The sequence below is a fragment of the Plastoroseomonas arctica genome, assembly GCF_018128965.1.
Taxonomy (GTDB): Bacteria; Pseudomonadota; Alphaproteobacteria; order Acetobacterales; family Acetobacteraceae; genus Plastoroseomonas; species Plastoroseomonas arctica.
Genome location: NZ_JAAEDH010000014.1, coordinates 71435 through 93719, shown reverse-complemented (window position 1 = coordinate 93719; position 22285 = coordinate 71435). Strand labels below are relative to the sequence as shown.

Annotated in this window: 26 protein-coding genes; 11 read left to right on the top strand and 15 right to left on the bottom strand. The window is 68.5% G+C overall.

Annotation, left to right across the window (positions count from 1 at the left end; translation table 11 throughout):
- Positions 1 to 41 precede the first annotated feature (41 nt).
- Both GXW79_RS13265 and GXW79_RS13260 read right to left on the bottom strand, forming a co-directional pair.
- The gene (locus tag GXW79_RS13265) at positions 42 to 1382 is read right to left on the bottom strand and encodes an ABC transporter substrate-binding protein (protein ID WP_211874876.1); all 1341 of its coding nucleotides are present in this window, start codon (positions 1380 to 1382) and stop codon (positions 42 to 44) included.
- Between the two features lie 28 nt (positions 1383 to 1410).
- Complete coding sequence (locus GXW79_RS13260; RefSeq protein WP_211874875.1) at positions 1411 to 2460, bottom strand: ABC transporter ATP-binding protein; 1050 nt, start codon at positions 2458 to 2460, stop codon at positions 1411 to 1413.
- A 137-nt stretch (positions 2461 to 2597) separates the two neighbouring features.
- Between GXW79_RS13260 and GXW79_RS13255 the strand changes: the two genes are divergently transcribed.
- Positions 2598 to 3524 (top strand): NAD(P)H-dependent flavin oxidoreductase, encoded by a 927-nt coding sequence (locus GXW79_RS13255; RefSeq protein WP_211874874.1) that lies wholly within the window; start codon positions 2598 to 2600, stop codon positions 3522 to 3524.
- Here GXW79_RS13255 and GXW79_RS13250 read toward each other — a convergent pair.
- Complete coding sequence (locus tag GXW79_RS13250; protein ID WP_211874873.1) at positions 3518 to 3949, bottom strand: RrF2 family transcriptional regulator; 432 nt, start codon at positions 3947 to 3949, stop codon at positions 3518 to 3520. The two genes, GXW79_RS13255 and GXW79_RS13250, sit on opposite strands and share 7 nt — an antisense overlap.
- Before the next feature lie 62 nt (positions 3950 to 4011).
- On the opposite strand from GXW79_RS13250, the gene GXW79_RS13245 reads away from it, so the two are divergent.
- The 6 genes from GXW79_RS13245 (at position 4012) to GXW79_RS13220 (ending at position 8553) form a co-directional block, all read left to right on the top strand.
- Complete coding sequence (locus GXW79_RS13245) at positions 4012 to 5115, top strand: aminotransferase class V-fold PLP-dependent enzyme (RefSeq protein ID WP_211874872.1); 1104 nt, start codon at positions 4012 to 4014, stop codon at positions 5113 to 5115.
- Positions 5116 to 5168: 53 nt separating this feature from the next.
- Positions 5169 to 5660 carry a cupin domain-containing protein gene (locus GXW79_RS13240; protein ID WP_211874871.1) on the top strand — a complete coding sequence of 164 codons (492 nt, stop codon included), beginning with the start codon at positions 5169 to 5171 and terminating at the stop codon, positions 5658 to 5660.
- A 146-nt stretch (positions 5661 to 5806) separates the two neighbouring features.
- Complete coding sequence (locus GXW79_RS13235) at positions 5807 to 6583, top strand: class II aldolase/adducin family protein (RefSeq protein WP_211874870.1); 777 nt, start codon at positions 5807 to 5809, stop codon at positions 6581 to 6583.
- Entirely contained in the window at positions 6580 to 7086 is a 507-nt protein-coding gene (locus tag GXW79_RS13230; protein WP_367614904.1) for an AAA family ATPase, read from the top strand. Before GXW79_RS13235 ends, GXW79_RS13230 begins: the two co-directional genes overlap by 4 nt.
- On the top strand, positions 7083 to 8216 hold the full coding sequence (locus tag GXW79_RS13225) for a 2-methylaconitate cis-trans isomerase PrpF family protein (protein ID WP_211874869.1): 1134 nt from the start codon (positions 7083 to 7085) through the stop codon (positions 8214 to 8216). Before GXW79_RS13230 ends, GXW79_RS13225 begins: the two co-directional genes overlap by 4 nt.
- Positions 8217 to 8250: 34 nt before the next feature.
- Complete coding sequence (locus tag GXW79_RS13220; RefSeq protein WP_211874868.1) at positions 8251 to 8553, top strand: hypothetical protein; 303 nt, start codon at positions 8251 to 8253, stop codon at positions 8551 to 8553.
- Here GXW79_RS13220 and GXW79_RS13215 read toward each other — a convergent pair whose 3' ends face one another.
- Genes GXW79_RS13215 through GXW79_RS13200 form a run of 4 tightly spaced genes read right to left on the bottom strand, consistent with a single transcriptional unit; the run spans position 8554 to position 10474 of the window.
- Complete coding sequence (locus GXW79_RS13215; protein ID WP_211874867.1) at positions 8554 to 8763, bottom strand: hypothetical protein; 210 nt, start codon at positions 8761 to 8763, stop codon at positions 8554 to 8556.
- Entirely contained in the window at positions 8760 to 9632 is an 873-nt protein-coding gene (locus tag GXW79_RS13210) for a metal ABC transporter permease (protein ID WP_211874866.1), read from the bottom strand. Before GXW79_RS13210 ends, GXW79_RS13215 begins: the two co-directional genes overlap by 4 nt.
- 10 nt (positions 9633 to 9642) lie before the next feature.
- On the bottom strand, positions 9643 to 10131 hold the full coding sequence (locus GXW79_RS13205; protein WP_211874865.1) for a UPF0262 family protein: 489 nt from the start codon (positions 10129 to 10131) through the stop codon (positions 9643 to 9645).
- The gene (locus tag GXW79_RS13200; RefSeq protein WP_246503979.1) at positions 10124 to 10474 is read right to left on the bottom strand and encodes a DUF983 domain-containing protein; all 351 of its coding nucleotides are present in this window, start codon (positions 10472 to 10474) and stop codon (positions 10124 to 10126) included. The genes GXW79_RS13205 and GXW79_RS13200 overlap by 8 nt, the downstream gene beginning before the upstream one ends.
- A gap of 213 nt (positions 10475 to 10687) precedes the next feature.
- Here GXW79_RS13200 and GXW79_RS13195 point away from each other — a divergent pair, with 213 nt between their 5' ends.
- Positions 10688 to 11338 (top strand): aspartate/glutamate racemase family protein, encoded by a 651-nt coding sequence (locus GXW79_RS13195; RefSeq protein ID WP_211874863.1) that lies wholly within the window; start codon positions 10688 to 10690, stop codon positions 11336 to 11338.
- A gap of 312 nt (positions 11339 to 11650) precedes the next feature.
- Here GXW79_RS13195 and GXW79_RS13190 read toward each other — a convergent pair whose 3' ends face one another.
- From GXW79_RS13190 to GXW79_RS13170, 5 genes are all read right to left on the bottom strand, one after another.
- Positions 11651 to 12574, bottom strand: a complete 924-nt coding sequence (locus GXW79_RS13190; protein WP_211874862.1) for a sugar kinase — start codon at positions 12572 to 12574, stop codon at positions 11651 to 11653.
- Entirely contained in the window at positions 12571 to 13203 is a 633-nt protein-coding gene (locus GXW79_RS13185) for a bifunctional 4-hydroxy-2-oxoglutarate aldolase/2-dehydro-3-deoxy-phosphogluconate aldolase (protein ID WP_211874861.1), read from the bottom strand. Before GXW79_RS13185 ends, GXW79_RS13190 begins: the two co-directional genes overlap by 4 nt.
- 69 nt (positions 13204 to 13272) lie before the next feature.
- Positions 13273 to 13452 carry a hypothetical protein gene (locus tag GXW79_RS13180; RefSeq protein ID WP_211874860.1) on the bottom strand — a complete coding sequence of 60 codons (180 nt, stop codon included), beginning with the start codon at positions 13450 to 13452 and terminating at the stop codon, positions 13273 to 13275.
- A 75-nt stretch (positions 13453 to 13527) separates the two neighbouring features.
- Positions 13528 to 13944 (bottom strand): DUF3429 domain-containing protein, encoded by a 417-nt coding sequence (locus GXW79_RS13175; protein WP_211874859.1) that lies wholly within the window; start codon positions 13942 to 13944, stop codon positions 13528 to 13530.
- 77 nt (positions 13945 to 14021) lie between these two features.
- Positions 14022 to 16733: a glycosyltransferase gene (locus GXW79_RS13170; RefSeq protein ID WP_211874858.1), complete on the bottom strand. Its 2712-nt coding sequence runs from the start codon at positions 16731 to 16733 to the stop codon at positions 14022 to 14024.
- A 257-nt stretch (positions 16734 to 16990) separates the two neighbouring features.
- Between GXW79_RS13170 and GXW79_RS13165 the strand changes: the two genes are divergently transcribed.
- The 3 genes from GXW79_RS13165 to GXW79_RS13155 are packed head-to-tail and all read left to right on the top strand — an operon-like array spanning position 16991 to position 19180.
- The gene (locus GXW79_RS13165) at positions 16991 to 18298 is read left to right on the top strand and encodes a hemolysin family protein (protein ID WP_211874857.1); all 1308 of its coding nucleotides are present in this window, start codon (positions 16991 to 16993) and stop codon (positions 18296 to 18298) included.
- Positions 18299 to 18300: 2 nt separating this feature from the next.
- Positions 18301 to 18612, top strand: coding sequence for a hypothetical protein (locus GXW79_RS13160; RefSeq protein WP_211874856.1), 312 nt, complete (start codon positions 18301 to 18303; stop codon positions 18610 to 18612).
- 37 nt (positions 18613 to 18649) lie between these two features.
- The gene (locus tag GXW79_RS13155) at positions 18650 to 19180 is read left to right on the top strand and encodes a hypothetical protein (protein WP_211874855.1); all 531 of its coding nucleotides are present in this window, start codon (positions 18650 to 18652) and stop codon (positions 19178 to 19180) included.
- Between the two features lie 53 nt (positions 19181 to 19233).
- Here GXW79_RS13155 and GXW79_RS13150 read toward each other — a convergent pair whose 3' ends face one another.
- The 3 genes from GXW79_RS13150 to GXW79_RS13140 all read right to left on the bottom strand — a co-directional run bounded on the left by GXW79_RS13150 (position 19234) and on the right by GXW79_RS13140 (position 22256).
- Positions 19234 to 19911: a hypothetical protein gene (locus GXW79_RS13150; RefSeq protein ID WP_211874854.1), complete on the bottom strand. Its 678-nt coding sequence runs from the start codon at positions 19909 to 19911 to the stop codon at positions 19234 to 19236.
- Between the two features lie 120 nt (positions 19912 to 20031).
- Positions 20032 to 21582: a hypothetical protein gene (locus tag GXW79_RS13145; RefSeq protein ID WP_211874853.1), complete on the bottom strand. Its 1551-nt coding sequence runs from the start codon at positions 21580 to 21582 to the stop codon at positions 20032 to 20034.
- The gene (locus GXW79_RS13140; protein WP_211874852.1) at positions 21579 to 22256 is read right to left on the bottom strand and encodes a cysteine hydrolase family protein; all 678 of its coding nucleotides are present in this window, start codon (positions 22254 to 22256) and stop codon (positions 21579 to 21581) included. Before GXW79_RS13140 ends, GXW79_RS13145 begins: the two co-directional genes overlap by 4 nt.
- Positions 22257 to 22285: the final 29 nt, after the last annotated feature.

Below are 22285 nucleotides of genomic sequence, written 5' to 3'. Positions count from 1 at the left end.
TCCGACAGGGCGGCGCCATCAAACGCCGCCCGGAAAACAACTCAGCGCCGGCGGAAGAAGCGCGTGGCGCGCCGTTCGGCCTCGCGCGCCGCGGCCTCGGGCGTCGCCTGTCCGGATGCGACCGAAGCGCACATCTGCACCATCACGTAATCCGCGTTCGCCGCGGCCGAGCCCTCGCTGATCGGGCCCTTGTAGCCGATCCAGAAGGGGCTCTTCATCGTGTCGCGGAAGATCGTGACCTTGGGGTCCTCGGTCCACACTGCGCTCGCCGAATAATTCTCGAGCGGATGTGCCCAGTAGCCGAGGTTCGCGTTCAGCCACGGGTCGTACTGCTCGCGCTCGAGCAGGAACATCAGCAGCGCCTTGGCCGCATTCGGGAAGCGCGAATGCTTGAACACCATGGCGTTGAGCGTGAGTCCCGCCATCGGCGAGAAGGGTGCCAGACCCTTGGGCAGCAGCGTGTGCTCGGTGTCCTCGGCGACGGCGCGCGTGGCTGGGTCGTTCTTCAGCCCGAAATACAGCGACACGCCATTCGAGGTGAGCCAGCACTCGCTCGCCGCATAGGCGCGGTTGTTGCTGATATCACCCCAGGCGATCGTGCCGGGGATGAAGGTCGCGTAGAGGTCCTTGAGGTAGGTGAGAGCGGCGATGGTCTCGCGGCTGTTGATGCCGACGCTCCCATCCTCGTTCACCAAAAACCCGCCATGCGACCAGATCAGCCAATTGGCAAAACCGTTGCCGTCGCCGACAGCATTGCCCAGCGCGAAACCGGCCGGCTTGTTCGCCTGCTTGAGCTTGCGGCACAGGTCGAGGAAGCCCGCGTGGTCCTCGGGCGGCCGTTCGAAGCCCGCGGCGTTGACCGCGGATTTGCGCCACACGGTCGGGCCACCGGACGCACCGAAGGGCAGGCCGATCCAATTGTTGGAATTGTGCTTCTTGCCGTAGCGCTGCGCGAGCGGCAGCCAGCCGCCATAGCGCCGGCCGAGGTATTCCGCGACATCGGTCGTCTCGACCAGCTTGTCCGTGTAGACGTGCGGCGCCTCGTTGAAGCCGATGATGACGTCCGGCCCCGCCCCGGTATTGGCGGTGACCGCGGTCTGCTGGGTGATGTCCTCCCAGCCCACGAAATCGACCCGCACCTCGACGCCCGTGGCCGCCGTGAAGCGCGCGCAATTGGCGCGGAAGACCTCCTCGTCGGGGGCCACGAAGCGCACCGGGCGCAGCATGCGCAGGGTGGCACCGGGCTCGATGGCCAGGCGAGGGGCAGTCGCGTCGGCCGCGGTGATGCGGCTCGCCTGCGCCTGGGCCTTCTCGGCCATCGCCATGGCCGCGAGTGCGGCCGCCGAAAGGCCGATCGCGTTGCGGCGGGTCACGTCTACCATTGTCGTTCTCTCCCTGGTTTTTCGGTGATCAGATACGCTGGCCGGTCGCCTTGTCGAACAGGTGCACCAGCGCCGGGTCGGGCCCGACGCGCAGCATGTCGCCGGGGCGCGCGGTGACGCGTTCGCGGAAGGCGCCGCTGAACTGCGTCTCACCCAGACGGAACAGCACCTGCGTCTCGGACCCCGTGGGCTCCACCAGCTGCACAAGCGCGGGCATGCCCTCGGGGTCTAGGCGGAGGTGTTCTGGGCGGATGCCGTAGGTGACGGGGCCGGGCGCCGCGTTCGTGCCTGGCGGCAATGGCCAGGGCGTGCCATCGGGGGTGCGGAACACCCCGCCCTTGACCACACCATCGACCAGGTTCATCGCCGGGCTGCCGATGAAGCCGGCGACGAAGATGTTCGCGGGCTTGTCGTAGAGCGCGAGTGGCGGCCCCGCCTGCTCGATGATGCCGTGGTTCATCACCACGATCTGGTCGGCCATGGTCATGGCCTCGATCTGGTCATGCGTGACGTAGACCGTGGTGACCTTGAGGCGTTGGTGCAGCTCCTTGATCTCGGAGCGCATCTGCACGCGCAGCTTGGCATCGAGGTTCGACAGCGGCTCGTCGAACAGGAACACCTGCGGGTTGCGCACGATCGCACGCCCCATTGCCACGCGCTGGCGCTGCCCGCCGGAGAGCTGGCGCGGAAAGCGTTCCAGCAGCGTCTCGAGCCCCAGGATCTTCGCCGCGCGCCCGACCTCCTGCTCCATGACGTTGCGCGGGGCACCGGCGAGCTTCATCGAGAAGGCCATGTTGTCGAAGACGGTCATGTGCGGATACAGCGCGTAGTTCTGGAACACCATCGCGATGTCGCGATCCTTCGGCGGCACCGTGTTCACCACGCGCCCGCCAATGGAAATCTCCCCGGCCGAGATGTTCTCGAGCCCCGCCAGCATGCGCAGCAGCGTGGATTTCCCGCAGCCCGACGGGCCGACCAGCACCACGAAATCGCCATCGGCGATATCGACGCTGACGCCGTGCAGCACCTCGAAATTGCCGAATCTCTTCCGGACGTCCCGGATGCCGACTGTCGCCATGCGTCTCCTTCGGCGTCGCGCGGGTCCCATCTGATGCGGAGCCTCGGGGCTGCGACGCCCCCTGATGTCGGGGCAAGCTAGGCATGTGCCGCACGCGCTGGCAACATGCGTCGAACGCACGAGGGAGAACACGGTCCATGGCGCTTCCCGAATCGCTTCGCGGCCGCCTGACGCTGCCAGCTGTCGCCGCGCCGCAATTCCTGGTCTCCGGCCCCGATCTGGTGGTGGAGACCTGCAAGGCCGGCCTGCTCGGCACCTTCCCCGCGCTGAACCAGCGCAGCAACGAGGGCTTCTCCGACTGGCTGGACGAGATCCGCGAACGACTGGGCAACACGCCCGCGCCCTACGGCGTGAACCTGATCGTGCACAAGTCGAACACGCGGCTGGATGAGGACTTGGCCACCGTGGTGAAGCACCGCGTGCCGCTGGTGATCACCTCGCTCGGCGCGGTGAGCGAGCTGGTCCAGGCGGTGCAATCCTATGGGGGCATGGTCTTCCATGACGTGATCAACCTCCGCCACGCGGCCAAGGCGGCCGAGGCCGGGGTGGACGGGCTGATCGCGGTGACCGCCGGCGCCGGCGGCCATGCCGGGCTGCTCAACCCCTTCGCCTTCCTCACCGAGCTGCGTGCCATCTTCGAGGGCACGCTGCTGCTCGCCGGCAGCCTCTCCACCGGGCGCCACATCGCCGCGGCGCGCGTTGCTGGCGCGGACCTCGCCTATCTCGGCACGCGCTTCATCGCGACGACAGAGAGCATGGCGAGCGAGGAGTACAAGCAGATGATCCTCAACAGCTCGGCCAAGGACATCGTCTATACGGACGCGATCAGCGGGGTGAAGGGCAGCTTCATGCGCGCCTCGCTGGAGAATGCGGGCCTCGATCCCGAGAACCTGCCCGAGAAGAAGGCGATGAACGTCGGCAGCCACGAGAAGCGCGCGTGGAAGAACATCTGGTCGGCGGGGCAGGGGGTGGGCGCGATCCGCGACATCCCAACCACCGCCGAACTCTGTGCCCGCCTCACCGCCGAATACCGCGCGGCGCTGGACGAAGCCGCGACCTACTGAGCCGCGAGTGCCGGCTGCGCGCGCAGCGTGTCGATATTCGCCTCGTCGAGAATCGCTGCCGTCGCGTCGCGCACCTGGCGCATCAGGGCGCGGATGGTGCAGATCTCCGGTTGTTCGCAGTCCGCGCAGGGGCGATAGGCGGTGAGACTCGCGCAGGGGATCAGCGCCAGCGGCCCATCGACGATGCGGATGACATTGCCAAGGCGAATATCGGCGGCCGGCTGCGCCAGCGCATAGCCGCCGGACTTCCCGCGCGTGCTGCGCAGCACGCCGCCGCGGCGCAGCTCCAGCAGGATGGCTTCGAGAAACTTGTGCGGCGCATGCGCGCGCTCGGCGACCTGCTGGATGGGCAGCGGACCTTCGGCACTCGCATCGGCCAGCACCACGAGGGCGCGCAGCGCGTATTTCGCTTTCTGCGTCAGCATGAGGTAGCGGCATACACGGGCCTGCCTTCCAGGCCAAGCGAAGCTGCGCCATGCTGCCCCGCATGAGCAACGCGCCGCTGTTTCCCCGCGCCGATTTCGGCCTGCCCGAGGGCATCGCGCATGTCTGCGCCGGCGGCGAGCCGCCCTTCCTGCTGCGCCACGCCCACGCCTTCGCGGCCTACGCCCGCGACAAGGGCGAGGGTTTGCCAGGCCGCACGAAGCAGGAGGCGGAGGTGGAGCGCGTGCGCGCCTCGCTCGCCCGCCGCTGGTCCTGCGAGACCGGCGACATCGGCCTTGTCTCCTCGGTGGCCGAAGGTGTCTCCATGCTCGCCGAGAGCATCGACTGGCGTAGCGGCGACAACGTGCTGTTCGAGCCCGATGAATACCCCTCCGTCGTCGCGCCCTTCATGGCCGGCGGGCGCGCGGAAATCCGCTTCAAGGATTCCGCGAACCTGGCCGACCTGGTCGATGCGCGCACCCGCGTCATCGGCGCGAGCGCCGCCTCCTACCTCAACGGCGCGCGGCCGGACTTGCACTTGCTGCGCAAGCTGGCCGACAGCGTGGGCGCTTGGCTGGTGGTGGACTACACGCAGGCCGCGGGCTGGTTGCCGATCGACGCGCGCATCGCCGATTTTGCCTTCGCGGCCAGCTACAAATGGCAGCTCGGCACCACCGGCATCGCGACCGCCTTCTGGAACCGCGAACGCCAGCCGGGCTGGGTGCCGTCCAGCGCGGGGTGGAACTCCATCGCGCCGGGGCCGGGACGGCTCGACTACAATGCCGGCATCCCGCTGGTGGCGGACGCGATGCGCTTCTGCCGCGGCAATCCCGCGCACCTTCCGCTGTACGTGCTGGGCTCCGCGCTCGACTATCTCGACCAGTGGGAGACGCCCGCCGTGCAGCGCCACGTGCAGGCGCTGACCGTGGCCCTTCTCGAACGGCTTGAGGCCGCCGGCATCCCCACCATTACCCCGCGCGACCCGGCCGCGCACGGCGCCAGCGTCTGCGTGGCCACTCCGGATGCCAACGCCATGGTCGTCGCGATGGGGGAGAAGGGTGTGCTGGCGTGGGGCGGCCGCGGGCGTATCCGGTTCTCCTTCCACGGCTATAACGCGATGGACGACGTCTCCCGCATCATGGACGCGCTGGTGCCGGCCTGGGGGTGACGTGCGGGGTGCGGCCGCGCTAGCCTCGTCCCTCGATGCAGGGAGCAAGTGCCATGCCGCATGACGGGCACGACCATAGCCACGACATCCCGCCTGATGGGTGGAAGAACACCGGGGTTCGCGTGATCCCGGGCGACAGCCTGGACGCCAACACCGCGCAGACGCCGGGGATGAACCGCGCCGCCGCCATCAACTTCGCCCGCGTCGGCGCGCAGAAGATCTGGGCCGGCACGGTGCACATCCATGCCAATGCAAAGACCGGCGCACACCACCACGGCGCGCTGGAATCCGTGATCTACGTGGTGAAGGGCCGGGCGCGGATGCGTTGGGGCGAGAAGCTGGAATTCGTCGCCGAGGCCAATGCCGGGGACTTCATTTTCATCCCGCCCTACGTGCCGCACCAGGAGATCAACGCCAGCACGGATGAGACGCTGGAATGCGTGCTCGTGCGGTCGGACAATGAGGCGGTGGTGGTGAATTTGGATATCGAGCCGGCGGAGAAGCCGGAGAATGTGGCTTGGATTGATCCCATTCATAAGCAGTGAGATGGGGGAAAAGAATTTCCTCCGGACCCCCATTCTTTTATTTCTGATTTTTTGGTGCGGCTGTGAGGAAGCACCAATAGATAAAAATAAAAGAAGGGGGTTTGGGGGAATTCATTCCCCCATGCTGTCGTCAAAGGAACCGTCGAATGTCAAACGCCTCCCTCGGAATCACGTCCCTCCAAGGCAAGGTCAGCCCGGAGGAGTGGCAGGCCCGCCAGGACCTCGCCGCGTGCTACCGGCTGGTGGCCCTGTGGGACATGACCGACATGATCGCGAACCACATCTCGGTGCGCGTGCCGGGGACGGAGGACGAGTTCCTCATCAACGCCTATGGGCTGCTGTATGAGGAGATCACGGCGTCGTCGTTGATCCGCATCAACCTGGCCGGCGAGATCCTGTGGAAGCCGGAATTCGACTATGGCGTGAACCGTGCGGGGTTCGTGATCCATTCGGCGATCCATCGGCACCGTCATGATGCGGCCTGCATCATCCACACGCACACGCCGGTGGGCATGGCGGTGTCGTCCATGGAGTGCGGCTTCCTGCCGATGACGCAAACTTCGATGCGGTTTTCCAAGGTGGCCTACCACGACTACCACGGCGTGGTGGTGGACATGGCGGAGCAGGAAGAGCTGGTGCGCAATCTCGGCGATGCGGATCTGATGGTGCTGCGCAATCACGGGCTGCTGGTGTGCGGGCCGAGTGTGGCGGAGGCGTTTTCGAACATCTATCGCGCGGAGTTGGCGTGCAAGGCGCAGGTGCTGGCGATGGCGTCGAATGGGAAGATGATTTTGCCGCCGCAGGATGTGATCGCGGCGACGAACCACCTGTACAAGCCGACCACGCGGCGGCCGTTCGGGAAGCTTGAGTGGCCGGCGCTGATGCGGAAGTTGGACCGCACGGATACGAGCTGGCGGGAGTGACGCTGCTGGTGGTCTTCAGCGGCCTTCCGGGGACCGGGAAGACCACCGTCGCGCGCGAACTCGCGGCCCGCCGCTCGGCGCTGTACCTCCGCATCGACGCCATCGAGCAGGCGATCAAGAACGCGGGTTCGATGCAGATTGGCCCCGCCGGATACGCGGTGGCGAACGCCGTCGCCGAGGCCAATCTGCGGCTGGGCCAAGACGTCGTCGCCGATTGTGTCGACCCCGTCCGGGAAAGCCGAGAGGGTTGGCGTGGCGTGGCCGAACGCGCCGCAGCCAAGCTGGTCAACATCATGCTCGTCTGTTCCGACACGGCCGAGCACCGGAGGCGCGTGGAGCGCCGTGTTGGCGACATCCCCGGCCTGGCCCTGCCCGACTGGAACGCGGTGACCATCCGCCATTTCGAACCGCGCGAGGATGCGCACCTTCGCCTCGACAGCGCAGTCTTGTCGCCGGCGATGCTAGTGGAACGGTGCCAAACCTACATCGCGGATCGCCCATGACCCAACGCTCCATCCCCGCCACCTTCATGCGCGGCGGCTCCTCCAAGGGCGTGTTCTTCCACGCGCGCGACCTACCCTCGGACCGCGCTGAACAGGAAGCGATCTTCCTCGCCGTCATCGGCAGCCCGGACCCTTATGGGCGACAGCTGGACGGCATGGGCGGCGGCATTTCCTCGCTCTCCAAGGCCGTCATCATCGGGCCGCCGACGCATCCCGACGCCGATGTGGACTACACCTTCGCCCAGGTCGCGGTGGACCGGCCTGTGGTGGATTGGGGCTCCAACTGCGGCAACCTCTCCGGCGCCGTCGGCCCCTTCGCCGTCGATGAGGGCCTGATCGAAGCGCCCCGCGATGGCGAGGCGTTCGTGCGCATCCACCAGACCAACACGCGCAAGATCATGCACGCCCGCTTCCCCATGAAGGATGGCCGCGCGCAGGTGGCGGGCGACCTCGCCATCGCCGGGGTCGCGGGCACCGGTGCCCGCGTGCGCATCGACATCCTCAACCCCGGCGGCACCCGCACCGCCAGCCTGCTGCCGACGGGCCATGTTATCGAAACCCTCGACGGCATCCGTGCTTCGCTGGTGGACGCCGCGAACCCGATGGTCTTCGTCGATGCCGAGGCGCTGGGCTGCGACGGCACCGAAAGTCCCGAGGCAATCGAGGCGAAGCCTGGCCTCATGGCGCGGCTCGACGCGCTGCGCCGCACGGCCTCGGTCGCCATGGCCATGTCCGCCACGCCGGAAGCCGCCGGTCTCGCCGTGCCCAAGATCGCGATGGTCGCCCCGCCGCGCGACTTCACGGCACTCGATGGCACCACCATCGCCGCGGAGCAGTTCGACATCGCCACACGCGTCCTCTCGATGGAGCGCGCGCATCGCGCCACCCCGCTGACAAGCGCCATGTGCCTCGGCGTCGCCGCTCGCATCCCCGGCACCCTGCCGAACCTGCTCGCCCGCGCCGTGGTGGGGGAGGAGGTGCGTGTCGGCAACCCCTCGGGCGTACTCTCGGTGGGCGGCGTGCTTACCCGCACCGGCGACACCTGGCACGCCGACAGCGCCATTGTCTTCCGCACAGCGCGCCGGCTGATGGATGGGCGCGTCCACTACCTTCCCCGCACCCCGTCTTGAACCCGGCCTCGCGACGGGCCACGTGCTTCCCACCATGAACACCACCCGCCGCCCACCGATCATCGACATGACCCCCGAGGGCGAGTTCCGCGACCCCGCGCCGCGCCCCGCGCCCGGTCGGCTGGACCGTATCCTGACCCGTGTCGGCGGCATGGCGATGCTGCTCGCGATCCTCTCCGGCGCATTGGTGCTGGCGGCAGTCGCCGTGATGGCCGTTGCCGTGCTGCTGCCGGTGGCGATCATCGCGGGGCTCATCGGCGGCGCCACGCTGTGGTGGCGCATCCGCCGCGCCCGTGCACAAGGCACCCCGGTTCGGTTCGGCTTCGTCCGCCGCTGATCAGCGGCGCGCGAAGGCCTGCTTCAGTACCGCGCCGGTCGTCGCATCCACCCAGACATTCACGTTGCTGCCGCGCATCGGCACATTGGTCATCACATGCCACGCTGATCCGTGCCGCGTGACACTGAGCGGTTCGACGAAGGGCCATCCTTCGCCCTCCGCCGCCGCACGCGCGATGGCGACAACCGCGTCCTCGTCGGGCACCGTCATCCCGCCAGATGCCGCCGACGCCAGGCGCGCCCCAGCACCCCGTCCACGGGCCCCGCGAGCAAGGAGCCGCACCACACCGCCCCCGCCGTCAGCACGATCGCGGGCCCGGTCGGCAGGTCTGCATGGTAGGAGAGCAGCAGCCCCGCCACGCTTGATGAGACCGCCACCGCCACGGCCGCATAGGCCATCCCGGCCAGGCTGCGCGCCCAATGCCGCGCCGCGATCGCCGGCAGCATCATCAGCCCCACCGCCATCAGCGTGCCCAGTGCCTGGAACGCGGCCAGCACGTTCAGCACCACGAGTGCCAGGAACAGCATGTGCCAGGCCCCGCCCCGCGCCCCCGCGCCGCGCGCGAAGCCCGGGTCAAAGCATTCCAGCGCCAGCGGCCGCCAGGCGAAGGCGAGCCCCACCAGCGTCACGGTGCTTGCCACCGCCATCAGCAGCAGGGCGGCGTCGTCCACGCCCAGCACGGAACCGAACAGCAGCGCCTGCAGGTCGCCAGACCCACCACTCGCCGAGATCATCGCCACACCCGCAGCCAACGCCAGCAGGTACAGCGCCGTCAGCGTCGAATCCTCCCGGCTCTCGGTCGCCCGCGCCAGCGCGCCCGCACCCAGCGCCACCGCCAGGCCCGCGACCAGCCCGCCCGTCCACATCGCCGCCGCCGACAGCCCCGCGACCCAATAGGCCCCCGCGATGCCGGGCAGGATCGCGTGGCCCAGCACCTCCGCCGTCAGGCTCATCCGCCGCAAGGTCAGGAACACGCCCAGCACCGGCGCCGCCACCGCCAGAGCGAGGCATCCCACCAGCGCGCGGCGCAGGAACCCGAATTCGACGAAAGGCGCGATGAGGGCTTGGTAGAGGTCCAACCGGCCGCGCCTAGATCCGCTGGTGCAGCGCACAGACCAGGGTGAACAGCCGCCGCGCGGTCTCGAAGTCCACCACCACGCGCTCGCGCAGGCGCTCCATCAGCAGCTCTGCGCCCTCGTTGTGCAGCCCGCGCCGGCCCATGTCGATCGCTTGCACCCGCGCCTCGCCGTGGTTTTCCACCACCGCGCGCTCGTGGCTCTCGACCACCAGGTGGTAGTCCTTGATCAGCCGGCGGAAGGGACCGAGCGCGAGGATGATTGCCCGCAGCGGCTGGTCCTCCGCGTCGCGGATGTCGAACACCAGCCGCCCGTCGCGCACCGCCAGCGCTAGGCTCCATGGCCCCGGCCCAAGCTCGGTCGGCGCGAAGCGATTGCCGGTGAGCAGGTCCGCCACGGCCTGGCGCCGGTCCGCCTCGGCATAGGCCGACTGCAGCGGCGCCTCGTCGGGCAGCGTGATGCGCACTAGGTCGCGCGTGTCGGCGACGGCCCCGCTACCCATCGGCGGCGTCCGCCTGGTCGGCCATGCCGAGCCGGAACATCCAGCCGACCACAGCGCCCTTGATCGGGCGCAGCGCGATCATGCACAGGATGGTGAACAGCGGCAGCCACACCGCCATGTGCAGCCACATCGGCGGCTGGTAGGCGCGCTCCACCATGAAAACCGCCGGCACCACCAGATGGCCGACCAGCAGGATGGTAAAGTAGGGCGGCGCGTCATCCGCGCGCAGCCGCCCCAGCGGCGCGCCGCATACCGAACATGCAGGGACCACCTTCAGATAGCCGCGAAAGACCTTGCCCTCGCCGCAATAAGGGCAGCGATTGCGCAGGCCACGCCCGATCATCGTTCCAAACGGAGGCAAGGTGCTCGCACCGACGACAGGTGGGCGCCACTGCTTCAAGGGAGAGGTTGGCTCCGGCATCATCCTGATATGCACCCGCCTATGCTGCGCTGCAACACAAACAAGCGTTGCCGGCAAGTTAAGCTCTCATCCCAGATCAAGCCTGAAAACAAGGCAAGGGTTGCGATGCGCAACAGGCTGCGAAAAGATGCCGCCATGAGCCAAGCCAGCCGCCGCATCCTCGTCATCAACCCCAACAGCTCCGCCAGCTGCACCGCGGGCATCGCCGCCTCTCTGGCGCGCTTTGCCGCACCTACCCTGCCGCGCATCGAAGTGCTCTCGCTTCCCGGTGGCCCGCCCGCCATCATCACCTGGCGCCACTGGTACGCGGCCGCCGAACCGCTCTGCCGCATGATCGAGACCCAGGACGCGGCCGCCTACATCATCGCCTGCGTCTCCGACCCCGGCCTCGAAGCTGCTCGAACCGCGACCCAGCGCCCCGTCTTCGGCGTGCTTCGCTCCGCCATCGCCGCCGCCGTGGCGCGCGCCGAACGCTTCGGCATCATCGGCTTCACCGACCAGAGCAAAGCCCGCCAGCTCCGCGCCCTGCAATCCATGGGGCTGGAAGCGCGCCTTACCCAATCCCTGCCGCTCAACCTCGACATGGAAACACTCACCGACCCCATCGCCCCCCGCGCCCGCATTCGCGAACTCGCCAAAGAACTCGCCGCTGGCGGCGCCCAAGCCATAATCCTGGGCTGCGCCGGCATGGCCGGGCACCGCGCAGCCGCCGAAGACGCCGCCGGCGTCGCCGTCATCGAACCCTGCCAAGCCGCGGCGGTGCAGGCACTGCTGGCGGTGGGATAGAAGTGAGCAAGGCCAGGGGCTCTGCCCCTGGACCCCGCGAGGAGCCTGCAGGCCCCTCGACCCGGATTTGTTTGGTACCGGGTCTTGGTAGGGTTGGTACTGGGTCGTTGTCCGGAATGCCTGTCATCGGGAGAGGGTGGCCGGCTGTTCGCGCCCAACTGGTGAGCGCTCACCGGCCACCCTCTCCCGATGACAGGCTCTGATAAAAGTCCAGAATCACCTTCCAAGCTCAGCACCAAGTAATGCGGGTCCAGGGGCCTCCAGGCTCCTGGTGGGGGTCGAGGGGGCAAAGCCCCCCCGCCTTGCTTATTCTTACCCCCTCGCCGCCAGGACCGCCTCCGCCGTCGGGATGGGAGCAACGGCGCCGAAGCCGGTTGTGCTCAACGCGGCGGCGATGGTGGCGTAGCGGGTGGCGTCTTCGAGGGTGTCTCCGGCGAGATGTCGGGCCAGGAAGGCGCCGGCGAAGCAGTCTCCGGCGCCGGTGGCGTCGATGGGTGTCACGGGGTGTGCGGGGATGTGGGTGCGGTGGGTGCGGGTGGCGCAGAGGGCGCCCTGGGCGCCGAGCTTGAGGAGCACGGTGGGGCAGAGGGTCAGGTAGAAATCGGCGATGGCGTCGGGGGTGTCGAGGCCGGTGAGGGTGCGGGCGTCGTCGAGCGAGGGCAGGGCGATGTCGCTGAGGGCCAGGGCCGCGTGGATGATGGCGGCCGCGCGGGCGGCGGGCCACAGGCGCAGGCGCAGGTTGGTGTCGTAGGAGACGAGGGTGCCGGCGGCGCGGGCGGTGTGGATGGCGTGGAAGACGGCGTCGCAGGCGGTGGCCGAGATGGCCTGGCTGATGCCGGAGACGTGGAGAATGCGGGCGGCGCGGATGGCGGCTTCGGGGATGTCGGCGGGCGTCATCTGCGCGGCGGCGGAGTTGGTGCGGTAGAAAGTGAATTCGTGGCCCTGGGGTCCGTGGGTGACGAGGTACAGGCCGGTGGGGGCGTCGGGGCGGATGGTGACGGTGGCGGTGTCGACGTTTTCGCGCTTCCACAGATCGAGGAAGCTCTGGCCGGCCGCGTCGCTGCCGATGGCGGTGATGTAGCCTACGCTCGCACCGCTGCGCGCGGCGGCGATGGCGGCGTTGGAGGTGTCGCCGCCATGGCCTTCGAGGTAGAGCGCGCGGCTTTCGGCGTCGGGGGGCTGGCGGTTGAGTTCCAGCATCGGCTCGCCCATGCAGAGCAGGGCGGGGGTGCTCATGCCGCGGCCATGCCCTGGGCGGCCAGGGCGGCGGCGATGACGCTGGCGCGGTCGCCGGCCGCGATGGCGCGTTCGTCGACCAGCTTGCCGCCGATGCCCACGAAGGCGGCGCCGGCGGCGAGGTAGTCGCCCATGTTGCCGGCATCGACGCCGCCGGTCGGGCAGAACACCACCTGCGGGAAGACCGAGCGCAGTGCCTTGATGTGCCCGGGGCCGCCGAGCGAGGCGGCGGGGAAGATCTTCACCACGTCGGCGCCGTCGGTGAGCGCGGCGCGCACTTCGGTGGGGGTGGCGGCACCGAGCATGACGCAGGCACCGACCACACGGGCGGGGGCGACGATCGCCGGGTTCACCCAGGGGCTGACGAGAAAGCGCGCCCCCGCGGCGAGGCAGGCGCGGGCGGCTTCGGCGTCGACGACCGTGCCGGCGCCGACCAGCAGGTCAGGGTCGGCGGCGAGGCTGCGGATCAGCGCCGGCGCGTCGGGGATGGTCATGGTGATCTCGAAGATGCGCAGCCCGGCTTCGCGGAGCCAGGCGACGGCCTGGGCCGCGTGCGCGGCGGTCGAGGTCCGCACCACCGGGATCAGCCGCGCGGCGCGGAATTCTGCGATCAGCGTGTGCTCTGCCATGGCTGCCTCCCTGGGATCATGGGGAGGATGGGCGTCCGGGCGTCGCGTGTCAGCCCTTGCAAGCCGCGGCTAGTTCAGCACCTGGTCGGTGCCCTCCGTCTCCGAGGCCGGATTGACCCCGAGGAAGCTGCGCAGATCCGCCATGGCCTGGGTCTGGGCCTCGAAGGCGGTGAAGAGGCGGCGGATGGCGATGCGACGGCGATCCTCCGTGCTCGGCGGGAAGCTGATGACGTTATTAGCGGCGCCCATGGCTGTCTCGACCTGTGATTGTGCTTAAGGTGGAATTAACAAATCTCATAAAATGAGATGATCTTCAACGCAAGCTCAAGCGAGCGCAATGGCACCGAGGAGAAGCCCGAAGACGGCGCCACCGCTCAACACCAGGCGCAGCGCAAGATAGGGTGACGGTACCAGACCGCGCCGCGCTGCCAGGCGCTCCACCAGCGCCGTGCTGGCAATGCCCGCCGCAAGCACCAGCAGGCCGGCGACGAGCGGCAGCAGCAGCGCGACCCACGCCACGAGCGCCGGCACGACGCCGAGCCCGAAGCGCCCCCACGGCGCTCGACCGTCACTCAACGCGAAGCCCCAATGCACCGCGCCGAGAAAGGCGAGGATGGTCGCGCCATAGGCCGAAAGGGGAAAGCCAAATGCCGGTCGAAACCAGCAGCCGATGGCCAAGGCGAGAAAGGGGAGCAGCCCCGCGAGGCCGAAGATCCGCGCGGGCACGGGCAGGTCACGCATCGAGGCACCTCGGACAAGGAAAGGGTCCGGGAGAGTGGTTCTCCCGGACCCTGTTCTATCGCGTCGTGGGTAAGGTCCTAGAGGCCTTCGCCCGACCGCGCCATCACGCTGCCCGCCTTGCTGGTCTGCGACACGGGCGCGGGCAGCAGGGCCGCCGGCACGGTGCGCCGAGCCGGCATCGCCGCGATCATGCTCACCGACACCGCCGCCAGGTAGGGCACGGACTGGACCAGCAGCACCGCGGTCCACAGCAGCGCTTCCCAGGTGCTTCCCTGGTGGACGATGCTGACGCCGATCGCCGAGCCCCAGAGCAGCATCAGCAGCGCCAGTTCCTCACGCGCCATGACGAGGCCCTGCACCAGCGCCGGCGCATCCTTCATCTTGGGCGTCCGCAGGAATGGTGCTTTCTTGGTGAAGATGCCCATCAGCACTGCCTTGCCGATGGTGTGCGTCAGCGCGAGCCCGGCCACCGCCGCCCCGATCCGGTCACGCCAGCCGCAAGGCACCCGCGCCGCGTACAGCGCCATGATCTGCACCAGCTTGAAGACGAACAGCCCGAGGCTCGGCAGCATGAACAGCAGGATCGGGAACTCGGTGCTGACGGGCATGAAGATCAGTCCCATCGACCAGGCGATGCCGCCGAGCACGAAGATCAGGCCCAACGCGTCGCCCAGCCACGGCATCCAGCCCATCACGAAGTGCCATTTCTGGCCGGCTGTCAGGTCGCGGCGGAACGGGTTCAGCAGCGCGCCGAGATGTCCCTTCACGATCTGCACCGCGCCATACGCCCAGCGGTGCCGCTGCTTGCGGTACGCCGCGAAGTCGTCCGGCATCACGCCGCGCCCAAAACTGTCGGGTACGTAGACGGCTTCCCAGCCCTGCCGCATCAGCTTCAGCCCGAGCTCGCTATCCTCGCAGATGCACCACTCGGCCCAGCCACCGGCCTCGGCCATCGCAGACTTGCGGACCAGCGTCATGGTGCCGTGCTGGATGATGGCGTTGCGCTCGTTGCGCGTGACCATGCCGGCCTTGAAGAAGCCCGCATATTCCCAGAACATCATGCGCTTGAAGACGCTCTCGTTCGCGTCGCGATAATCCTGCGGCGACTGCGTGAACCCCACCTTCGGGTCGGCGAAGAACGGCACCATGCGGCGTAGCCAGTCCGGGTTCACCACATAGTCGGAGTCCAGCACGCCCACGATCTCGGCGTCATCAGCGGTCTCGCGCATGGCGAAGTTCAGCGCGCCGGCCTTGAAACCCTTCCACTTGCCGAGGTGGAAGAAGCGGAAGCGCTCACCCAGGCGCGCGCAATGCTCGGCCACCGGCTCCCACAAAGCGGGGTCCATCGTGTTGTTGTCGATGACCAGCACTTCGAAGTCGGGGTAGTCGAGCTCGGCGAGCGCGTCGAGCGTCTGGCGCACCATCTCGGGCGGCTCGTTGCAGATCGGGATATGGATCGAGACCTTGGGCAGTGTGTCGCCACGCGCGGCCGGCAGGGCCGGCCAGCGGCGCTTCCACACGCGCCCGAAGATGGTCTCGGCCAGCTCGAAGCTGTCCGAGAGCAGTAGTGCCAGCAGCATCACCTGGCCCGCCACCAGCGTGCCCCAGACCATCGCCGCGGAGAGCGAGAGGTAGGTCTCGCTCATCGCCAGCAGCGTCAGCGTGGTGCCCGCCACGAAGAGCTGCGCCAGCCCGGCCAGCATCAGCTTGCCCTGCCAGCGGATATCCGGGCGGCGCATCAGGAAGAACAGGCTCGCGGCGAAGGCGAAGAGCGAGGACAGGCCCGCCCACCACGCCCAGGCCGGCGTCTCGCTCACGGTGCCCGTCAGGCTCCACTTCGGCGCACGGTCGAGGTCGAACATGCCCCAGTGACCGGCCGCACGGCCCTCGAAGGACACCTTCCACGGCTGGTCGAAGGCTTCCATGACGTAGTAGTTCAGGCCACGGCGCTCGGCTTCGACGAAGAAGCGGCGCAGGAATTCGGCCTGGTTGACGCGCGTCGCGCGCGCCGCGCCAATGTCGCGGCCAGCCGAGGGCCAGCCCACCTCACCGATGACGATCGGCTTGCCCGGGAACAGCGCCTGCACCTGGTCATACCGGTCCATGATGTAGCGCAGGGCCTCGTCGACCGGCAGGCCTTCCCAATAGGGCAGCAGGTGGATGGTGATGACGTCGACGGCGCGACCCAGCTCGGGGTGGTCCACCCAGACGTGCCAGGGCTCGGCCGTGGTCACGGGCACGCGCACCTGGCGGCGCACCTGCTCCATGTAGCCGATGAGCTGCGCCGGTGTGAGGTCGCCACGCAGGATCGACTCGTTGCCCACGATCACGCGGTTGACGTTCCGGTTGGCGCGCGCCGTGTCGATCAGCGAGCGGATCTCGACCGCATTGCGGTCCAGATGCCGGTCCAGCCAGGCGCCGAGGGCCACGCGCAGATCCAACCCCTGCGCCGCGGCGAGTTCGGGGATGCGCTCGAGCCCCCCATGCACGGCGTAGCTCCGTATGTTGCGGGTATGGGGTGCCACGACCCGGAGGTCGGAGGCGATCTCGTCGGCCGAGGGCCAGCGATCGCCCTCGGCCGACTGGCCGCGCTGGTAGGGGGCGAAGGCGAGGCCCGCAACCTGGCCGCGGAACTCGGCGATCTGGGCGGGGCGGTTCAGCGCCCACCAGGTGCCCAGATGTGCGAGCGTGACCAGCGCGAGCATCGCCAGCGTCACCGGGTGGAGCATGCCCCGCAGGCGCCCTTGCGGGGCCTTGGCCGGGACCGTCATGCGAAGGGGGGCGTTCATGGACGCGTATCTCTCCGACGCGGCGGCCAGGGTTTGACCTCCGCTTGGTGCAGAGAGAACACCGGCATCAAGGCGGCGCCCGGACCGGAAAATGGCAATATTGCGGCGCACCATCTTTTGTAGCCGAATGTTGCGGCTCACGTTGGCGCGCGACGAAAATTCTCCTGCAACCTTCGGCGTCGGCGCGATTTTTGGGCTGTCCGAAGCGTGACGCGGCGGCCTGCGCGCGTGCCAGGGATTCGGCTATAAGCCCCGCCATGGACATCGCCCTCGAGATCTTCATCCTCCTCCTGCTCGTGCTGCTGAACGGCTGCTTTTCGATGAGCGAACTTGCCATCGTCTCGGCGCGGCGGCCGCGGCTGCAGGCGATGCAGCGTCGCGGCAGCCAGGGGGCCGCCGCCGCCATCGCGCTGGGGGAGGACCCGCAGCGCTTCCTGCCCACGGTGCAGGTCGGCATCACCATGGTGGGCATCTTCGCCGGCGCCTTCGGCGGCGCGCGGCTGGGTGCGAAGCTCGGCGAATGGTTCAGGGACGTCCCGCTGATCGCGCCCATCGCCAATGAGCTCGCGCTCACGCTGGTGGTGCTGCTGATCACCTACCTGTCGCTGATCCTGGGCGAGCTGGTGCCCAAGCAGGTTGCGCTCCGCCACCCCGAGGGCGTGGCGGTGATCGTGGCGCGCCCGCTCGCCTGGATCGGCCGCGCCTCGACGCCGCTGGTCTGGCTGCTCGGCGCCTCGACCGCGGTGGTGATGAAGCTGCTCGGCCAGTCGCGCCCGATCGATCAGGGCGTGACGGAAGAGGAGGTGAAGGCGGTCGTTGCCGAGGGCGCCGAATCCGGCGTTCTGGAGACCGAGGAGCGCCACATGATCGAGCGGGTGCTGCGCCTGGCCGACAAGCCGGTGCGCGCCATCATGACGCCCCGCCCGGAGGTCGCCTGGCTCGACCGCGGCGACACGCCCGAGGCACTGGCCGAGCGTCTGCGGTCGGAGGAGGTGACGCGCTTCGTCGTCGCCGATGGCCGGGTCGACAATGTGGTGGGCGTGGTGATCGCGAAGGATCTGCTCGACCAGCTGCTGCGCGGCGAGGTGCTGACCATAGCGACCGCGCTGCGCCAGCCGCTGATCCTGCCCGACACGCTCTCCGCGCTGGGTGCGATGGACCGCCTGAAGGGCGACCCGCTCGGGATCGCGCTGGTGATGGACGAGTATGGCAGCTTCGAAGGCGTGGTCACCGCCTCGGACCTGCTCGAGGCCATCATCGGCGAACTCGGGCCGGTGGAGGAGCCGGTCGCGGGCGTGCCGGTCACGCGCCATGACGGCTCCATGCTGATCGACGGGATGCTGCCATCGGACGAGCTGCGCGCGCGCCTCGATTTGCCCGAGCTGCCCAACGCCGGCACCTACCACACGGTGGCGGGGCTGATGCTCGCGCTGTTGCAGCGCGTGCCAAAGGAGGGCGACCGCATCGCCTGGGCCGGCTGGCGCTTCGAGATCGTGGACATGGATGGCCGGCGGGTGGACAAGGTGCTGGCCGTGCGGGACGACTCCGCGAGCGGAGGACAATGACCATGGATCAGGCCGAGATTACGCAATGGGCGATGAGCAACGGCTGGCGCGACGTGGGCGGCGCGCCGTCGCTGATCAAGCCGAAATCGCCGAAAGAAGCGATCGCGCGCCTGCTGTTCAAGGCGACGGTGGTGCAGTTCGAGGTGAAGAAGCCCTCCGGCACCTGGGAGAAGATCGGCTCCGCCGCCTACGCCGATATCAAGGCGGATGAGGAGACCGGGCTGCCGCAGGGGCTGGGCATGGAGAAGATGCCGGGGCTGAACAAGCTGATGCAGGACAACAAGGACCAGAAGGTGTTCGCCAGCTTCGGCTAGCGGCACGCGACGGGATATTTCCCGCGCATTTGAAGCCGTGTCCGCGGACCCGATGGCTCTCGGGCGCGTTGTCCCGCCAGCGATCGGGGAGTGCGAGACGATGAGTTCCGCAAAGCAAATCGGCATCAACGCCCTGAAGGCCAACGCTGCCCTGGCGCCGCTCGCGTTTCTGCTCGGCGAATGGCGCACCATGGGGACCCACCCCGGCGTGCCCGGCCAGACGCTTGAAGGCCGCACGAGCTTCGCCTGGCATGAAGGTGGCGCGTTCCTGATCATGCGCTCGGAGGTCGATCACCCGGAATTTCCGGACGGCGTCGCGATCTTCAGCGCCGACCGGGACGCGGGCTCCCTGGCGATGAACTGGTTCGACGAGCGTGGCGTCTCGCGCCTCTATCAGGTCACCGCCGGCGATCGCTCCATGCGCTGGCACCGGGACGATCCCCGCCTGGCGCAGCGCGCGACCATCGTGGCGGGGGGCGACGGCGATCGCCTCGTCAGCAAAGGCCAGATGTCGCTCGACGGGGCGGACTGGAGCGTCGATCTTTCGCAGATCTTCACCCGCGGCTAGCGGCGACCCGGCCCGGCCATCGCCGCGGCCGGAAAGACCGGGTCCTTTTTCCCTCAGATCACCCGCTGCGTGCCGATGAAGTTGAGCGTCGTCCGGTCCCCCGACACCGTGTACCACTGGTGCGTATAGAACTTCCACGCGCCGGAGGTGCTGCGGCGCCCGAAGGTGACGGTGGAGATCTTGGCGCCGAGCGGGATCACCACGTTGGCGTTGTTCGGGTCGTAGTAGTCGTCGGGTTCGACCAGTGAGGGGTTGGTGACCAGGCTTTTCGCGATGTTGCGCTGCATCTTGCGCTGGTTCTCGTCGCGCTGGGGCGCGGTGCTTTCCGGACCCAGATTGGCCGAGCGACCCATGTTGACGTGGTGCACGGAAACGCTGTGGTCCACCTGGACGGAGCCCGCGACGAAGGTGCAGCCGTCCATCGCGTAGGTGAACATGAAGTCCGGGCCGCCGGCGCCAGGCAGCACGGTGCCGAGCGAATTGTTCGGCTCGTAGGGGCACCAGTAGGCGTCGACCGGGCTTCCGGTGTTCTTGGACGGGGTCACCAGGAAGAAGACGGGCATGTGTGCGCCGCCGTTGAGCATGTTGCGGGCGACGGTGCCGCCGCCGGCGGCGGTGAAGGAGAAGCGGCGGACGCCGCCGGGGCCGCCCTGGCCGGGCCCGACGACCATGACGACGTTGTTCCGCATGAAGGTGCGGGGGTGGGCGATGAAGTCATCGACATCGGGCATGATCTTGGCGCGTCCTCGGCTGCGGTTTTCTTGCATCGGGCGCCATCGATGCGATGGTGGCTCGACGCGCCAATTGGGAACGTTTCGATTGGCGCGTCAACCGACCGGTTTGTGGCAGTTCTACTCCGCCGGCTTCATCGCCATCACCGGCACCCGCCCCACCGCGAACAGCCCGCCCGCAAGCAGCGCATAGGCCAGCGCCACCCCCGGCGTCACCGCAAACCCCACCGCCGGGCCATGCATGAGCCCGAAGAAGGTCAGCACCGCGCCCGCACCGGCGAAATACGCCGCCTTCTCCCATTCCCGCTCGATCACGAACACCGCAATCGCCGCCAGGATCAGCCCCGAGAGGATCGCGCCCTCGCCGAGCACCTCCAGCCCCGGATACAGCACCCCCGCCATCGCGAGCTTGTCCATCCCGACCGCCGCCGCGCTCGTCCCCGCAGCCCCCAGCGCGCCGTCGATCAGCGTCTTCGCCCAGGCCGCGAGATGCGGGATCAACGACAGCACCACCGCCGGCGCGTGGGATTTCGGCGTCTCCTGGAAGGCCTGCGCCCCGATCAGCATCCCGATGTACAAAAGGATCGGCGAGATCGCGACCACCGGCACCAAATCCAACAGCAGCGACACGATCCCCAGCCAGGTCAGCGCCAGCACCAGCGCCCCCGTCGCCGCCGAATACCCGATGCGCCCCCCCATCGCCTTCCAGCCCGGATGCCCGATATAGACGGCGTTGATAAAGGGGTTCCCCATCAGGCACCCGACCAACGACACCGCCCCATCCGCCGTCAGCACCTGCGTGGTCGGAAAATGGTCCCCCGCGACCTCCGCGCTCTCCACATTGTCCATCGCCTCGACCAGATCGTAGATCCCGAACGGAATCGCCGTGACCAGAATGATCCCGATGAATTCGAACCCCCCGAACACATGATCAAACGCCGGCATCGGCACCGAAAACCCGATGGTCGAAAGCCCCGCCGTCAGCGACGTCAGGCTGCGCCCCCCGACCCCCAGCCCCAGCGCCGCGGCCCCCCATGCGACGACCACCCCGAAGGCAATCGCCACCAGCCCCGCGGGCAGCCCGCGCGGATAGCGCAGCCCCCCGAACCACGCCGCGATGACGATGCCGAAGCACACCACGCCGATCACCGGCGTCATGAACATCTCCAGCGCCGGGCGCATGGAGATGAACGTCACCGACACCCCCGCCAGCGTCCCGAGCAGCGCGGCGCGCGGCGTGATCCGCCGCACCACCGGCGCCGCAAACGCCCCGATCATCAGGATAAAACTCTGGATGAACACCCAGGTGAGCCCGGCTTCCCACCCCTTGATCGGATCGTCCGTCCGCTGCGCGATCGGCAGCATGATCACCAGCACGACGACGAACATATGCGGCACCGAAATGCCCGAGGGCAGGGCGCACACATCGCTCCGCCCCGTCCGCACCGCCAGGCGATAGGCGAGCCAGGCGTAATACCCCGTGGACAGCGCCATCATCAGCCCCGCCGCCGGCAGGATGCGCTGAAACACGATATCCGCCGGCAGGTTCAGCACGAAGCGCAGCAGCCCCGTCAGCACCAGCAGGTTGACCAGGATGTTCGTCCCGAAGCCGAACAGCGCGTTCCAATCCCCCGGCGTCCACAAGGCCGGCTTCGCCGTGGTGCTGCTCATGCGACGCTCTCCCCCCGCAGCGCCGCGATGGCGCGCCCCGTATCCGACACCCACCCGAAAATCCCGCCCTGCGCGCTGACCATCGCCAGCGCCGCCGCATGGAATGCCGGGATATAGGACGCACAGGCATCCGCCAGCGCCACGCAGCGGAAACCGCGGTCATTGGCCTCGCGGATGGTGGTGTGCACACACACCTCCGTGGTCACGCCCGCGACCAGCAGCACCTCGATGCCGCGGTTGCGCAGCATCGGCTCCAGCTCCGTCGCGTAGAAGGCGCCCTTGCCGGGCTTGTCGATCACCGGCTCGCCCTCGATCGGCGCCAGCGCGGCGATGATCCCATGGCCGGCCTCGCCGCGGATCAGGATCCGGCCCATCGGGCCGGCATCGCCGATGCGCATCGACGGCGCACCCCGCGCCACTTTCGCCTGCGGCGCATCCGACAGATCCGGGCGGTGGCCCTCCCGCGTGTGGATGACCAGCATCCCGGCCAGGCGCGCGGCATGCAGCATGGCGCGGCACGGCACCACCGCGGCATGCAGCAGCGACACGTCATTGCCGAGCGCGGCGCCGAAACCGCCAGGCTCGAGAAAATCGCGCTGCATGTCGATGATGACCAGCGCGGTTTGCGCGGGCTCGAACTCCAGGGGCGAAGGCTCGGCGTGCAGGACAGGCATGCCAACAACCGAGCAAACGGCGTGCCGGA

Excerpts from the sequence above, each read along its gene's own strand:
- GXW79_RS13185 (WP_211874861.1), bottom strand. The coding sequence starts at position 13,203 with ATGGCAGAGCACACGCTGATCGCAGAATTCCGCGCCGCGCGGCTGATC.
- GXW79_RS13200 (WP_246503979.1), bottom strand. The coding sequence starts at position 10,474 with ATGATCGGGCGTGGCCTGCGCAATCGCTGCCCTTATTGCGGCGAGGGC.
- GXW79_RS13240 (WP_211874871.1), top strand. The coding sequence starts at position 5,169 with ATGCCGCATGACGGGCACGACCATAGCCACGACATCCCGCCTGATGGG.
- GXW79_RS13225 (WP_211874869.1), top strand. The coding sequence starts at position 7,083 with ATGACCCAACGCTCCATCCCCGCCACCTTCATGCGCGGCGGCTCCTCC.
- GXW79_RS13170 (WP_211874858.1), bottom strand. The coding sequence starts at position 16,733 with ATGAACGCCCCCCTTCGCATGACGGTCCCGGCCAAGGCCCCGCAAGGG.
- GXW79_RS13260 (WP_211874875.1), bottom strand. The coding sequence starts at position 2,460 with ATGGCGACAGTCGGCATCCGGGACGTCCGGAAGAGATTCGGCAATTTC.
- GXW79_RS13265 (WP_211874876.1), bottom strand. The coding sequence starts at position 1,382 with ATGGTAGACGTGACCCGCCGCAACGCGATCGGCCTTTCGGCGGCCGCA.
- GXW79_RS13175 (WP_211874859.1), bottom strand. The coding sequence starts at position 13,944 with ATGCGTGACCTGCCCGTGCCCGCGCGGATCTTCGGCCTCGCGGGGCTG.
- GXW79_RS13250 (WP_211874873.1), bottom strand. The coding sequence starts at position 3,949 with ATGCTGACGCAGAAAGCGAAATACGCGCTGCGCGCCCTCGTGGTGCTG.
- GXW79_RS13205 (WP_211874865.1), bottom strand. The coding sequence starts at position 10,131 with ATGGGTAGCGGGGCCGTCGCCGACACGCGCGACCTAGTGCGCATCACG.
- GXW79_RS13255 (WP_211874874.1), top strand. The coding sequence starts at position 2,598 with ATGGCGCTTCCCGAATCGCTTCGCGGCCGCCTGACGCTGCCAGCTGTC.
- GXW79_RS13235 (WP_211874870.1), top strand. The coding sequence starts at position 5,807 with ATGTCAAACGCCTCCCTCGGAATCACGTCCCTCCAAGGCAAGGTCAGC.
- GXW79_RS13160 (WP_211874856.1), top strand. The coding sequence starts at position 18,301 with ATGGATCAGGCCGAGATTACGCAATGGGCGATGAGCAACGGCTGGCGC.
- GXW79_RS13150 (WP_211874854.1), bottom strand. The coding sequence starts at position 19,911 with ATGCCCGATGTCGATGACTTCATCGCCCACCCCCGCACCTTCATGCGG.
- GXW79_RS13195 (WP_211874863.1), top strand. The coding sequence starts at position 10,688 with ATGAGCCAAGCCAGCCGCCGCATCCTCGTCATCAACCCCAACAGCTCC.
- GXW79_RS13140 (WP_211874852.1), bottom strand. The coding sequence starts at position 22,256 with ATGCCTGTCCTGCACGCCGAGCCTTCGCCCCTGGAGTTCGAGCCCGCG.
- GXW79_RS13190 (WP_211874862.1), bottom strand. The coding sequence starts at position 12,574 with ATGAGCACCCCCGCCCTGCTCTGCATGGGCGAGCCGATGCTGGAACTC.
- GXW79_RS13245 (WP_211874872.1), top strand. The coding sequence starts at position 4,012 with ATGAGCAACGCGCCGCTGTTTCCCCGCGCCGATTTCGGCCTGCCCGAG.
- GXW79_RS13165 (WP_211874857.1), top strand. The coding sequence starts at position 16,991 with ATGGACATCGCCCTCGAGATCTTCATCCTCCTCCTGCTCGTGCTGCTG.
- GXW79_RS13220 (WP_211874868.1), top strand. The coding sequence starts at position 8,251 with ATGAACACCACCCGCCGCCCACCGATCATCGACATGACCCCCGAGGGC.
- GXW79_RS13215 (WP_211874867.1), bottom strand. The coding sequence starts at position 8,763 with ATGACGGTGCCCGACGAGGACGCGGTTGTCGCCATCGCGCGTGCGGCG.
- GXW79_RS13180 (WP_211874860.1), bottom strand. The coding sequence starts at position 13,452 with ATGGGCGCCGCTAATAACGTCATCAGCTTCCCGCCGAGCACGGAGGAT.
- GXW79_RS13145 (WP_211874853.1), bottom strand. The coding sequence starts at position 21,582 with ATGAGCAGCACCACGGCGAAGCCGGCCTTGTGGACGCCGGGGGATTGG.